Here is a 13,627-nt window from a genome sequence, read left to right as displayed (position 1 = left end):
CATCGTCGTAGCCGCCACCGTGGCTGCGCTGGGTTGCTGGCGGTTTCGGCTGCGCACGCACCCCCGTTGGTCCACCAACGACGATGCCCGGTTCTACATCTCCGCGGGCAGCTGGTCGGTCCTCATCGCGCTGTACTGGTATCTGCAAGCTCGGCTCGACCCGGCCTGGGTGTGGGACGCCTGGCCGGTACTGGCCACTGGTTCATTAGTGCTGCTGATCCGGGGCGTCAACGCTCTGGCGGTGGATCCCGATCAGTTCGTGGATGTGCCACCGCCGCCGCACTCCGACCATCGTGTATTAACGCACCGCTCCCCGCGGTGACGGTTCAGTCGTCGGCCAGCTGGCGGGATAGGCCGTGCGGCGGATCGCAGGTGCCACCGGGCGCCCCTTCAAATGGCCCGCGACTGACCCGTCGTCGATCGCGTGGCGGTACACCAGCAACGCTGATCGCACCGCATCGACTGTGAGGTCGATGTCGTCATCGCCGTGTGCGGCTGAGGTGACGAACGATTGCCCCAGGACACCGTGGTGCAGCAGTTCCTGCAGGAACAGCGCCCGGTAAGCCTGAGACGGAACCTGTTCGGCGTCCCGGGTTATGAACACGAGGCACGAAGGCCGGCCGACAACCTGAACGTGGTCGGTCAACCCGGCTTCCCGGGCCGCCGCGGTGACGTCCTCGGTCAGCCGCCGGCCTGACCGCTCCATGCGGGCGACCGGGTCGTCGTCGCGGTACGCCTGGGCGACCGCGCGAAATGCGGCGAGTGACGCGGTCTCTGGACCATGGGTGCTGGATAGCAGAAACACCCGGTCCTGGTCGGTGCGCAGACCGCCGAGCTCCATGAACTCCCGCTTGCCTGCCAGCGCCGACAGCGGAAAGCCGTTCCCCATCGCCTTGCCCCAGCACGACAGGTCCGGGGTAACGCCGTACACCGCCTGCGCGCCGCCAGCTGACCATCGGAATCCGGTGATCATCTCGTCGAACACCAGCAGGGTGCCGGTGCGGTTGCATAGGGCCCGGACCGCCTCCAGGTAGCCGGGTCCTGGCTCGGCGGTCGCGGTGGCCGCTTCCATGACGACACAGGCAACGTCGTTGTCCTGCAAGCATTCTTTCAGCGCGGCCACGTCGTTGTAGGGAAATCGTACGGTCTGCGCGACCACATCGTCGGGGATGCCGCTGGCCATGGCGGTGGTGCCGATGAACCAGTCGTCGGTGGAGAAAAATGGCTGGTCACAGATCGCGATTCTGGTGCGGCCGGTGACGGCGCGCGCGAGTTTGACCGCCGCGGTGGTGACGTCAGACCCGTTCTTGGCGAATTTGACCATGTCGGCGCCGGGCACCAGGCGCAGGAAGTCCTCGGCGGCGGCGAGTTCGTGCACGGTGGGCCGGGAGAAGCTGACGCCGTCGGCGATCGCCGCGCGTACCGCCTCGACAACGGGCGCATAGCCGTGCCCCAATGTCACAGCGCGCAAACCCATTCCGTATTCGACGAACTCGTTGCCGTCGGCATCGGTGACCCGGCATCCCTTACCGCGTACCAGGACCGGCGCCATCGACTCGGGATACTGATCGGATCCGCGGGCGTAGGTGTGTGCACCACCGGGCACGAGCTCGTGCAGCCTGGCCTGCAGCCGGTTGGATTGTTCGAAGGACCGGTACCTTGTCATGCGGCGATCACTGCGCTCAGTATGCGCCCGAGCCCATGACGACAGCCTTGACGGTGCTCGCCACGATGACGAGATCGCCGACCATCGACCAGTTTTCGACATACGACAGATCCAACCGTACCGAATCCTCCCACGACAGGTCCGAGCGACCGCTGACCTGCCAGAGCCCGGTGATGCCCGGCAGGACCAGCATGCGGCGGCGCACCTGATGGTCGTAGCCGTCCGCCTCGTTGCGCAGGGGTGGTCGCGGTCCGACTACGCTCATCTCTCGCCGCAGCACATTGATGAACTGCGGCAGTTCGTCGATGCTGTAACGGCGCAGGAACCGGCCGACAGGGGTGACGCGAGGATCGTGGCGCATCTTGAACAGCACGCCGTTGCCGTCGCTGTGCTCGGCGAGCCTGGCTTGTAACCGGTCGGCGTCGGCCACCATGCTGCGGAATTTGTACATCATGAACGGTGTGCCGTCCAGGCCGATGCGCTCAGCCTTGTAGAACACGGGGCCACGGCTGGTGGTTTTGATGGCCAACGCTGCGACGATCATCACCGGCGCTGTGATCAGCAGCGCTACGGCTGCGAACGCGAGGTCGAAGGCGCGCTTCTGGAATCGTTTGGCGCGTTCGTACTGCGGCTTGTCGACGTGAATCAGCGGCAGCCCTCCGACCGGCCGCACCATGAGGCGCGGGCTTGCGACCCCGGCGATCCCCGGTGCCACGATGAGGTCGACGTCGAGCTTCTCTAATTGCCATGACAGATCCCGGATCTGGTCGGGACTGAGGTGACCCGACGTTAACGCCACGGTGTCGGCGCCCGATTTCAGCACGGCGTCGGTGATGTCACCGTGATGCTGATAGGTGGGGATGCCGTCCACGGCGGGAATGCGCACACCGTCACCACCGGGGACGCACGCTCCGACGACCCGGTATCCGTGATCGGGTTGATGCGCCAGAGAGGTGGCCAGCTCGCGTATCGAGCTGACGTGGCCGACGACGAGGACCGAGTTGGTGAACTCCCCGTCGGATCGGCGTGCCGCGACGTAGCGGCGGGCCAGCATCCGGTTGGCTGTCAGTGCGACGAGTCCGAGTGGCAGTGCCAGTGCGAGATAGCCGCGCGCGATGTCGAAGCGGAACATCGCAGAGATCACCGCGACGATTCCAAACACCGCGAGTGTGGCGGTCCAGACCCGGCGGTACTCTTCGAGTCCGTGGCCGAGCACCTGTGGTGCGCGGCTGTGATGGAAGGCCAGCGTCACCAGCCAGGCGGCGGTGATCGCCACCGATATGACTGCGTAATCGATGTTCGTATAGGCGACCTCTTCACCGGTCATCGCTCCGAACCTGAGCTGCTGAGCCAGCGCGACGACGGCACTAACTACCAACGCATCGCTACCCGTCAGCCATCGGGCGTAACGACGCTGCCAGCGGCGCAGACCGTCCCCGACAAGAGGTGAGACGACCCCATCAATCCTGTCTACATGCCCGTCATTAATTGCTGCGAGACGCCGATGTGAAGGTGTGGGCAGATCAGTGAGGCTCATGGCGGTGTGCGGTTTTCCCGGTCTGTGCAGACGATAGTTAGCTCAGCTTGCACTATGCAACGGCGATTGGCATCCACAAACAATCCCTTAGTGACGTGAATCACCGATGTGTCGCCCTTATGTTTGCCATGTGATGTCTCCGCAAGTTTCTGATCTGATTATTACCTGGTGGTTGCTTCTCGTGGCAAATGTTTGTCTTGTCGCCTAGAACATGTTCTAGGAGACGCGATGAAGGTTCTCCTCGGCGGAAATGGTGTGCGCGAGGGGCGGGCCGCGGACGGCGCGGCCCAATATCGGGTGCGTCTTGACTCCGGATCCGCGCCAGTTGGGCCACGCCGCCGCGAGCAATGATCAGAACCTGTGGATGAGCCTCGGCGAGGCGGCGTAGGAAAGGGCGCACCTTCCCGAGGATGATCTGAATGTCGAAGGTCTGATCAAGAGCCGGCGTTGGCGCGCTGGTTCGGGAAGGTACGCCCATGCTCACGGTAGTTCACGATGCGGATTCATCCAACGAGGATGCTGGCTCGTCGCGGTCGTTGCTCGATGAGATTGTCCGCGACGGTGCCCGCCAGATGCTGGCCGCAGCGTTGCGGGCTGAGGTCGCCGCCTACATCGAGGCTCATGCCGGTGAGCTTGATGAGAACGGGCACCGGCTGGTGGTGCGCAATGGCTATCACCGCGAGCGCGAGGTGCTCACCGCGGCGGGCGCGGTGAGTGTGACCGCGCCGCGGGTCAATGACAAACGTGTTGACCCGGACACTGGTGAGCGGCAACGGTTTTCCTCGGCGATCCTGCCGGCGTGGGTGCGCAAGTCGCCGCAGATGACCGAGGTGTTGCCGTTGCTGTATCTGCATGGCTTGTCGACCAGTGATTTCGGTCCGGCGTTGGAGCAGTTCCTGGGCTCGGGTGCCGGCTTGTCGGCCACGACGATCACCCGACTCACCACGCAGTGGCAGGACGAGGCCAAGGCCTTCGAGGCCCGTGATCTGTCGGGCACCGACTACGTCTACCTGTGGGTCGACGGCATCCATCTCAAGGTGCGCCTGGAGCAGGAGAAGCTCTGTTTGCTGGTGATGATCGGTGTGCGCGCTGACGGCCGCAAGGAGCTGGTCGCGCTCACCGACGGGTACCGGGAGTCGGCCGAGTCGTGGGCTGATCTGTTGCGGTCGTGCCGACGTCGCGGGATGACCGCACCGGTGCTGGCCGTCGGCGATGGGGCCCTGGGGTTCTGGAAGGCCGTGCGTGAGGTGTTCCCGGCCACCGGCGAGCAGCGGTGCTGGTTTCACAAGCAGGCCAATGTTCTTGCCTGCCTGCCAAAGTCGGCTCATCCGGGGGCGATCGCGGCGATGCGGGAGATCTACAACGCCGAGGATATCGACCACGCGCAGGTGGCGATCAAGGCGTTCGAGGTGGACTACGGCGCCAAGTACCCCAAGGCGGTCGCCAAGATCGTCGATGACGCCGATGTGCTGCTGGAGTTCTATAAGTACCCGGCCGAGCACTGGGTCCATCTGCGCACTACCAACCCGATCGAATCAACGTTTGCCACGGTACGTTTGAGGACCAAGGTGACCAAGGGGCCGGGTTCACGCGTCGCCGGAATGGCCATGGCTTACAAGCTGATCGACGCCGCGCAAGCCCGCTGGCGAGCCGTCAACGCACCGCACCTGGTCGCTCTGGTCCGGGCCGGCGCGATCTTCCACAAAGGCAAACTGCTCGAGCGACCCACCGACATCACCCCGTCGGCGGACTCGGCACCGACCGAATCAACTGGAACGGAGGTCGCCTGAAACAAGCCGATCCACAGGTATTGACAATTCCTCCGCCGCCGCCGCAACTATGTTCTGGTCAGCTGTTTGATTTGCCATAATCGTTCGGTGACGTCGAGTAAACCGATCCGGGTACTCACCATCGGCCCCGAGCCGGCGGGGCCGAACAGCCGGGGAGGGATGGCCACGGTGATGCGGCTTCTGCTCGACGATCCGGACCCGCGGTTTGCGATCTCAGCCGTACCGACCTACGTCGACACCGGGGCGGCGCTGCGGCTGTGGACTGGGGTGCGCGGCATGGTGCAGTCGGCGACCCTGATTGTGTTGGGCCGCGCCGACATCGTCCACGTGCATCTGTCGCACGGCGGCAGCGTGGCACGCAAGGCATTACCGCTATTTGCGGCGCGCCTGCGTGGTGTCCCGTCGATCGTGCATGGACACAGTTTCGATTTCTCTGGCTGGTTCGATCGGCTGCCCGCGCTGGTGCGCCCGGTGGTCCGGGCGGCACTGCGCGCCGACCACTGGCTGGTTCTCGGCGGTTCGCTCTCCGAGGAGTACCGCGCGAGCCTCCATCTGTCCGGCGAATCGGTGCAGGTCTTGTACAACCCGGTGGTATTGCCCGCTGCGGTAGCCTCCCATGGAGGGCAGCCGTTGACTGTGCTGGCACTGGGACGGCTGGGACAGCGCAAAGGCACCTACGATCTGATCGAGGCGATCGCCCTGCTGCCCGACGACATCCGCGCACGGGTGTGTGTCACGCTGGCAGGCGACGGCGAGGTGGAGCAGGCACGCGCGCTGGTCGCCGCACGCCGCCTGTCCGGGGTCATCGATGTCGTCGGCTGGATCGATCCGATTACACGCGACGAACTGCTGGGCCGCACAGACATTTTCGTTCTACCCAGCTATGACGAAGGCCTGCCGATGGCCATTCTGGAAGCCATGGCGCATGGGGTCGTCCCGGTCACCACGCCCGTGGGCGGCATTCCCGACGCGGTGACAGACGGAATCGACGGCCTCCTGGTGGCACCGGGCCAAACCGCGCAGCTCGCCGAGGCGCTGTGCCGCTTGATCTGTGACGACGGGCTGCGGGAAACGCTCGGCGCGGCCGCCCGCGAGCGAGCCCAGATGTTTGATATCGAGGCCTGGCGCGCCGAACTCGCGCAGCTGTGGCTCAACCTTGCCGTACGGCAGTCCGGCTGAGCACGCCGAGCAGCTCATGCGCCGACACCGACGCCGAATACGTTGTACGGTAATGATATTGCGCGGCTAGACCCCGGGCTGCGGCCCGGTCGGGATCGGCCAGTGCATCGAATGCGCGGGCCAGCCCTTCGACATCGTCCACGTCGACCGGTGGTTCCCCGGGTGGCTGGAACTCGGGCAAGGCGCCCTCGGTGGACACCACAGGCGTGACCCCAAGCTGCATGGCCAGGACCTGCACACCGCTCTGCGAGGCCCGCCGGTAGTGCACGATCGAACCTTTCGCTCGCGCCAGCTGCGGCAAGACGTCGGCGTAGCGGAATGATTGCCGTTGCCACACCACATGTTCGGGCAGCGCGCCGGCCCATTCGCCGTCGCCGATCAACACGAGATGGTCGCCGGCCCAGCTGCGGCCCGCGGTGTGTTTCTGCCAGGCCTGCAGGCATACGTCGATGTTCTTGTAGCTGTTGAGCCGTCCGAGTAACACGAAGTCGCGCCGGCCCGCTGCCTGGACGAAGGCGGGCGCTTCGCCGTCGGCGAGATCGCTGGTCAGCGGTACCACGTCGGCCGCGCACACCTGGCCGGCTACGTAGTGACTGAAGGCCACGCGGCGTGACCTGCGCGCGGGCCGGCTAAACAGTGCATGTTCCCAACGCGGCCGGATTTCACCTATGTCGTGCGGGCGGTCGTCGTGGATCAGCTCGACACGTGGCGATCGGGGTGCGAATGCCAGCCATCGTGGATCGCGAACCAGTTCGGACACCACGACATCAGGGGCGAAGTCGCGGCACCGTTTCATTGCCCGCGCGGCGTTGGGCCAGGTGTGTAACCGCTTGGGCCGCGGATCAAGGACCAGTTCGTACGACCTGGCGGCATCTGAGGCCGGATGCTGATCCGAGGTCACCAGCAGCACCTCGGCGCCGGCGTCCCCCAAGGCCTCGGCGTACACGCGCGCCAGTGGCCGCATCCACGGTGACAGCCACAACACACGTAGGCCGGTCATCCGAATGCCGCCGCGATCGCAGCCTCGTACGAGTCGGCCATAGCCTCGATCGTGTACAGCTGCGCCATCCGGCGGAAACCCTTATCTCCCAGCGACTGCCACGAATCGGTGCGACGCAGCACCGAATCCAGCACGGTCCGCCACCCGGCTACCGAGATGTCATCGACCACGAACCCTGCGTCGCCCGCATCGAGCATGTCGGGCACCCCGCACACGGCCGAAGCCGCCACCGGGATGCGCCGAGCCATAGCCTCCAGGATCACCAGCGGGAAAGCTTCCGACCGGCTGGGCACACACAGCAGATCGCAATCGGCCATCGCCGGACCGGGCCCCGCAGACCAGCCGCGCCACGCGACGCGATCCGCGAGGTCCGGCGGGGTCAACGCCTGCAACTCCTCGCGATCGGGCCCGTCACCGTATATCGAGAGCCGCCACGGCAATTCGCGCAAGCCGTCGAGAGCTTCGACCAACAGGTGCGGATTCTTGTGTTTGGCGATACGCGTGAGCATCACCAGGTGGGGCACGTCGGCAACAGGGGGCCGCGCGGGTGCGGCTGCCACCTCCGCCTCGGTCGCCACTCCGTTGGGGGCGAAGAAGGCCCTGGTGCCCAGATCCTGGTGTGCGGTGGCCTCCTGCCAGTGTCGCGGCGACAGTGCGATGAATCCGTCGGCCCGGCGCATCGCAGCGGCCAGTGGCCGGGAGTAGGTGGGGCCCTGCGGGTTCGGTGGGATGTGTGCCGCGACGAGCCAGCGCCGATCACGGCCCGCTGTGCGCCACAGCGTGGCGAAACCCGTTTCAGTGTTGGTGTCGCCGCTGATCACCACCGAGCGTCCGGCGCCGGTGTCAACCACAGGGGCCCACCATGGTTGCCGTACGACCCGTACCGACGGCGGAATCTCGGCCACCAGCGGCCCGAATCGTTGGACACACGTGATCACGACCTCGTAGCCACGCCGGTCCAACTCGGTGGCCAGCAGCACATGCTGCCGTTCGGCACCCCCGAACACCAGGCGGTTGGTGGTGATGATCACCGATGGGCGCGCCCCGGCGGGTCTGCGCCCCGCCGCGCGTTGCCTGCGAGCCGAGCGCTGTACGCGATCGAGCACGGATGTGCCGGCCAGATAGAGATTGGCGGGTACCGGGCCCTTGTCCAGCTCCAGGTTCAGGGCGATGTTGGCCCGCAACAGGTCTCGTGAGCGCTGCCCGGCCACCGGGTCTCCGGCGACCGTGCCATGCCCGGTGTGGGCGATGCCGGGCTCGTCGACCAACTCCAGCGTCCACCCGGCGGACCGGGCCCGGCGCTGCCAGTCCGCCTCCTCCCCGTAGAGGAAGAACTCTTCATCGAAGCATCCGACGGCCTGCCACGCATCCCTGCTCACGGCAAGGCACGCGCCGGTGAGATAACCGGTGACGGTGGTGGGGCGGCGGTCGTAGAGCTCCGAGAATCGGCTCCCCCGAAGACGATCGGCATACCCCGCACGCGACACCAGGGCACGGATCGTGCCGTACTCACGGTGAGCGACGTCCCAATCGCGGTGCCGCGCCAGGTCGGCGGTGTCGTCGACGACCAGCGGGGCCGCGGCCGCGACGCCTGGGCGATTCAGCGCGGCGAGTGTCGCGGTCAGCGAACCCAAAAGGATCGCATCGGGGTTGAGCAACAACAGGTTGTGCTCGGGCGCTTCGTCGGCGAGGGCGTTGACCGCCGCGGCGAAGCCCACGTTCGCCGAACCGAGGAACCACTGCACACCGCGGTGTGCGGCCACCACGTCATGCATCCCCGGGTGATCGGGGCCCGAGTTGTCCCACACCAAAACAGGCAGGTCTGGCAAGTGCTCATCGACCGCGGCCAGACACGCGGCCAGCAACTCCGGATTGCGATATGCGACGATCAGGACCGCGGTGTCGCGCACCGTCGGTCGCCGTGGCGGGCCCGCCGGGACCCGGAAACGCTCCGGCAGGTAAGCCCTGTCGAGTTCACGATTCATGCCTGGCCTCCAGAGCTTGGTTGGTAGCGGGTTCGCCGTCCTTGAGGAGCGTTCGGATGACCTTCGGCGTGACCGGTCCCAGTACCAGATTGAGCCCCAGGTAGGCGGCCGCGGCGAGCCCCAGTGGCGCGATCACCGGCCAATGCCGGGTCCAGATCGCCAGTCCCGCAGCAACTCCCAGCGGGATCAGTAACCGAAGCACGAACAGCCACGGCATGCCGAACGGCGCGATCTTGCCCAACCGCCACGTCGCGACCCCCAACCCGACCACCTCGGCGACGATCAACGCCACGGCCGCCCCGACTGCTCCGTACCGGGGCGCGAGAACGATGTTGAGCACGATATTGCCCACCAGGTTCACCAGGTTGAGCCGAAACAGGAACACCTGGTCGTGGGCGGCGAACAGGGCCTGGCTGATCGCGGCGTTGACGAAGGTCAGCGCGACGGCAACCAACAGCAGCGCCAGCGTCGGCGCCCCATGTGCTACGAACTGCGACGAACCGACCAGTTCGACCAACGGTGCCGCCAACACCGTGCCCACCACCGCGATCGGCATTCCGAGGAACACCATGGACTCCAGCGATCTGGTGACGAAACCGGCGAATTCGCGGCGGTCGCGGGCAAAGGAGTGCGTGGCCGCTGACAGCGTGGAGGTCTGAAAAAACGTCGAGAGCACCGACAACGTGAATGCCAAGGTATAGGCCAGCCCGTACACGCCCACCTGATCCGGTGTGCTGCGCAGGCTCAGGATCACCCCGTCGGCGCGCCAGTACAGCACCGCGATGATCAGCACCCCGGTCTGGGGCAGGCTTTCCCGCAGCAGGTGCCAGCTTTCGCCCCAGGAGAACACCGGCCGCCAGTCGGCGATCCTGGCCGCCGCGCGCCCCTGGATTACGAGCACCACAAGGGGTGGGACCAACTGCACGACCGCAAACCACACCGTGTCGGCGTCGCGCATCATCAGCAGCATCGTCACGCCCAGTGACGCCACACGGCTGACCAGATCTGACCAGGCGACGGCAGTGAATCGGACCTTCGCCAGGAAGATCGGCTCGAAACAACTCGTGATCGTCGTGAGGATCAGGCTGCACGACACGATCAGGACCATCTTCACGACTTCGTCCTGTCCGCGATACACCAGCACCCCGGATGTTGCGGCGACGGCGAACAGTGGCAGGCAGTAGACCAGTGACATCCCGGCATTCACCCGAACGAGCCGTTCCAGGTTTCCATTTCCCGACATCACCCGGCGGACCATTACCGCGCCGACACCGAGCTCGGTGAGGCTGGTCCACAATCCGACAAACACCACTGCGGTGGTCAGATGGCCGTAGGCGGTCGGTCCCAGATGGCGGGTGGTGACTGCGACGGTGAGCACCGAGGCCACCATCCCCAACGCGCGAAAGATTAGCTGCTGACTGAAGGCCTGGGCCATCGCCCGGTTGGACACCCGCTCCGGTTGTGGCCTACCCATCTCGGCCTCGCTGTTATCCTCACCGCAATCAGCAAAGTGCCGAGCGGGGATCGATGCGCGCATATATTCCGTTGCCTCATGGTCTTTCCGCGACCGTGTGGGCCCAACGCTACCGCCGCGGCGAGGTTCCCGACGTGTCACCGTACGGACTCCACCGGTTGGCCCACCACGGCATCGAGGTGGTGTTCGGCGGGCCGAGACTGGGCCGCGTGGCCGAACGTGTCGCGGCCTCGGTGCGCTATCGGACAACCGGTTTCGAACTGATCGAAGGGCTGGCCGACAGGGGCATGCGACGGGGTTCCGATGTCGTGCTGGCCTACGATGAGCGCACAGGTGTCCCGGCCGCGCTGCTGCGGCGCCGGGCCACCGGTCCCGTGGTTCTCGGTGTCGGCTGGTTGACGAGCCGCGCAGCGGCCCCCCGCCTGCACGCACTGTTGGCGACACGCGCTCTGCCGCGGGCCGCGTCCGTTTTCACCCAATGTGCTGGGGCGTTGCCCGCGCTGCACCGCGAATGGGGCGTGCCGCGGTCTCGGCTGCATTTCGTCCCGGTAGGTATCGACACCGACTTCTACTCCGTGCAACCGTGGCCCGATGTGACGGCACGAGCTATCGTCGTCAGTGCCGGCGAGGACCGCTACCGCGACCATGCTCTGCTCGTCGCGGCGGTATCCGCCTTGCGCGCCAAGCATCCCGGTGTTCGGCTGGAACTGGCGACCGGCCTTCCAGTCGATCTGCCCGAGGATCTGGGCACGCTCCACCGCGGCCGCTTGGACGGCAAGATGCGCGATCTGTACCGCCGGGCCACCGTCGTGGCGGTCGCACTCAGACCGACCGTCAGCGGATCGGGACTGACAGTGGCGCTGGAGGCCATGGCCAGCGGCAGGCCGGTGGTGATGACCGGCAACCCCGGGGTGGATGACTACGTCGACCATGGTGTCACCGGTCTGCTCGTGCCGCCCAACGACGTGGATGCGTTCGCCGCCGCGATGGACGAGTTGCTCGCCGATCCGCAGCGGTGCGCGGAAATGGGTGCAGCCGCAGCGGTTCGGGTTCGCGAACGGTTCACCTCGGGCGTCATGGCTGCCCACCTGGCTGTGCTGTTGAAGGCAGCGTGACAGGAGACTCTTCCCGCGCGGCGTGCCGCAACTGCACAAGTGCCGCCGGTCCCTGCACTAGATAGCGCCGCGCCAGCCGGCGGGGCTCCTGTCCGAGCCGGTAGAGCCACTCCAGTCCGTAGCGCCGGTAGGCCAGCGGAGCCCGGTCGACGACCCCGGCCAGGAAGTCTGCGGCGGCGCCGAAAGCCAGCACCACATCGGCACCGGTGTCGCTGGCATGCTGGGCGATCCAACGCTCCTGGCGGGGTTTCCCCAGGCCCACGACCAGCATGCGTACGCCGGCGTCGCGGATCTGTGCGGCCAATTCGATAGAGGTGTCTAGTGATTCGATCTCGGCCCGCTCAGGGGCCCAGTACCTGGCGGGCAGCGCGTGTGGGTACCGCGTCTCCAGCACCGCGGCCAGTCGTTCGTGCGTCGCGGGCCGCCCACCGAGAAATCCCACCTGTGCGCCCAGTACTGCGGCCTCCTGTAGCAGAGGTTCGAGCAGATCGGCACCCGTTACCCTGGGCCATCGACCGTCGGCAAAGCGGGCACCCCGCCAGGCCACCGGCGCGCCGTCGGCCAGCCACAACCATTCGGGACGCTCTGGTAGGGGCTCGCGGCCGCAACGAAAATGATGCAGGTGGTCGAGGTTGACCGATCCCACCGCCAACGGTGCCGTCGAGGAGCTGGCCAGCCGGTCCGCCACGATAGTGATCACTTCAGCCGCGGTGTGCCGGGTCACCACGGTGTCACCGATCCGTACCCGCGCCGCGGGCTGCTCAGGGAGCATCAGCAATGTATCCGGCCTTTCTCACAGCACACCGTTTCCCCGAGTCTTAGACATCATGGCAAACCGTCGACGGCGTCGCAGAGGCAGATAGTAAACCAGCGAGATCCCTCATGAAGGCTCCCCGCGAGCCGACGGCCTGACCACGCTCCAGCACACATCATCCGGCAGTACTCCACTCGGTGATGAATGCCACGAATCGCCGCATATTCAGTCGCTGAAAGAGACGCCGCAAACCAGATGCACAGGCTATGCGCTTCGGTACCGGAAACCGCGCCTCGATGGGGCGACCCGCTGCGTGCCCCACGGCCTGCCCGACTTGGCTACCAGCCTGGTCGCCATTAGCATTCATTGGCATACGAGCGCCTTCGGCGCACCTCCAACCCTGCAGGGGTCTACGCCGTGAACGTCGCCCAATTCCTGCGGTCGCTCACCCGGCGACCGATCGTGCTGACAGTGCTAGCAATCATGACAACAATTGCGGGATATATCGGACTATCGTCTGCCTCAGCGGTGTATCAATCGACGGCGGTTGCCGTGGTTATTCCTCCGGGCAGCGGATCTCCCGATGCCGGGTTGAACCCGCTGATCAATCTGAACAACAACACCGCACAGCTGACCGCCGTGATCGCGACCGCTCTGCAAAGTGATGGTGGACGCAAAGCGGCCCTGGATGCGGGAGGAACCGGCAACTTCACTGTGACCACCACGTTCGGTGACGCCGCGGTGTTCGCACAGCTCACGTCGCAGCTGGTGATCGTCGCCGAGGGCCCCGACCCGAACACCGCCAAGGCCGCGGCAGCTGCACTGGTGGAGTACGCGCGTGGCTGCCTCAACAAGATCCAACTCGACTCAGCGGTGCCCACAGTCAACAACGCCCTGCTCATCCCATCGGTGGAGCCCAGCCAGGCGGTGCAACTGCCGACAAGCGGCATTCGCGCCGGCGCGTCCTACGGTCTCGGCGCACTACTGGGTGGCCTCGCGGTGGTGTTGGCCTTCGACGCGGCACGAGAAGCCGTCCGCCGGTGGCGCACACCGTCAGACGCGACCGTCGGCACCGACCCCGCCAGCGACCGCGACGACACAATGCGAAGCGATGCCACCATCTGAGG

At 66.1% G+C, this 13,627-nt stretch carries 11 protein-coding genes; 5 read left to right on the top strand and 6 right to left on the bottom strand.

The genetic code is table 11. The features are described from left to right. The first annotated feature begins 19 nt into the window (after positions 1–19). Positions 20–322, top strand: a complete 303-nt coding sequence (locus tag ACNQR1_RS36630) for a hypothetical protein (protein ID WP_418011031.1) — start codon at positions 20–22, stop codon at positions 320–322. Here ACNQR1_RS36630 and ACNQR1_RS36625 read toward each other — a convergent pair. Next, positions 299–1,666, bottom strand: coding sequence for a glutamate-1-semialdehyde 2,1-aminomutase (locus tag ACNQR1_RS36625; protein ID WP_418024745.1), 1,368 nt, complete (start codon positions 1,664–1,666; stop codon positions 299–301). The genes ACNQR1_RS36630 and ACNQR1_RS36625 overlap by 24 nt on opposite strands. Before the next feature lie 16 nt (positions 1,667–1,682). Next, positions 1,683–3,203, bottom strand: coding sequence for a sugar transferase (locus ACNQR1_RS36620; RefSeq protein WP_418011029.1), 1,521 nt, complete (start codon positions 3,201–3,203; stop codon positions 1,683–1,685). A gap of 476 nt (positions 3,204–3,679) precedes the next feature. On the opposite strand from ACNQR1_RS36620, the gene ACNQR1_RS36615 reads away from it, so the two are divergent. Both ACNQR1_RS36615 and ACNQR1_RS36610 read left to right on the top strand, forming a co-directional pair. Further along, positions 3,680–4,993 (top strand): IS256 family transposase, encoded by a 1,314-nt coding sequence (locus tag ACNQR1_RS36615; RefSeq protein WP_052536990.1) that lies wholly within the window; start codon positions 3,680–3,682, stop codon positions 4,991–4,993. A gap of 159 nt (positions 4,994–5,152) precedes the next feature. Beyond that, a complete protein-coding gene (locus ACNQR1_RS36610; RefSeq protein WP_418050640.1) occupies positions 5,153–6,172 on the top strand; it encodes a glycosyltransferase family 4 protein in 1,020 nt (339 codons plus the stop codon). On the opposite strand, the gene ACNQR1_RS36605 is transcribed toward ACNQR1_RS36610, so the two are convergent. Genes ACNQR1_RS36605 through ACNQR1_RS36595 form a run of 3 tightly spaced genes read right to left on the bottom strand, consistent with a single transcriptional unit; the run spans position 6,144 to position 10,631 of the window. Continuing rightward, complete coding sequence (locus tag ACNQR1_RS36605; protein WP_418024744.1) at positions 6,144–7,172, bottom strand: glycosyltransferase family 4 protein; 1,029 nt, start codon at positions 7,170–7,172, stop codon at positions 6,144–6,146. The two genes, ACNQR1_RS36610 and ACNQR1_RS36605, sit on opposite strands and share 29 nt — an antisense overlap. Next, complete coding sequence (locus ACNQR1_RS36600; RefSeq protein WP_418024743.1) at positions 7,169–9,157, bottom strand: glycosyltransferase; 1,989 nt, start codon at positions 9,155–9,157, stop codon at positions 7,169–7,171. Before ACNQR1_RS36600 ends, ACNQR1_RS36605 begins: the two co-directional genes overlap by 4 nt. After that, positions 9,147–10,631 carry an oligosaccharide flippase family protein gene (locus ACNQR1_RS36595; protein WP_418011026.1) on the bottom strand — a complete coding sequence of 495 codons (1,485 nt, stop codon included), beginning with the start codon at positions 10,629–10,631 and terminating at the stop codon, positions 9,147–9,149. Before ACNQR1_RS36595 ends, ACNQR1_RS36600 begins: the two co-directional genes overlap by 11 nt. A 53-nt stretch (positions 10,632–10,684) precedes the next feature. Here ACNQR1_RS36595 and ACNQR1_RS36590 point away from each other — a divergent pair, with 53 nt between their 5' ends. After that, a complete protein-coding gene (locus ACNQR1_RS36590) occupies positions 10,685–11,746 on the top strand; it encodes a glycosyltransferase family 4 protein (protein WP_418024742.1) in 1,062 nt (353 codons plus the stop codon). Here ACNQR1_RS36590 and ACNQR1_RS36585 read toward each other — a convergent pair. Beyond that, complete coding sequence (locus ACNQR1_RS36585; protein WP_418011024.1) at positions 11,706–12,518, bottom strand: WecB/TagA/CpsF family glycosyltransferase; 813 nt, start codon at positions 12,516–12,518, stop codon at positions 11,706–11,708. The genes ACNQR1_RS36590 and ACNQR1_RS36585 overlap by 41 nt on opposite strands. Before the next feature lie 534 nt (positions 12,519–13,052). Here ACNQR1_RS36585 and ACNQR1_RS36580 point away from each other — a divergent pair. Then, positions 13,053–13,625, top strand: a complete 573-nt coding sequence (locus ACNQR1_RS36580; protein ID WP_418011023.1) for a hypothetical protein — start codon at positions 13,053–13,055, stop codon at positions 13,623–13,625. The last annotated feature ends 2 nt before the right edge of the window (positions 13,626–13,627 follow it).

This window comes from Mycobacterium sp. 48b (genome assembly GCF_048282725.1).
Taxonomy (GTDB): domain Bacteria; phylum Actinomycetota; class Actinomycetes; order Mycobacteriales; family Mycobacteriaceae; genus Mycobacterium.
The sequence above is the reverse complement of the archived record's forward strand: the minus strand, read 5'-3'. Positions and strand labels throughout refer to the sequence as shown.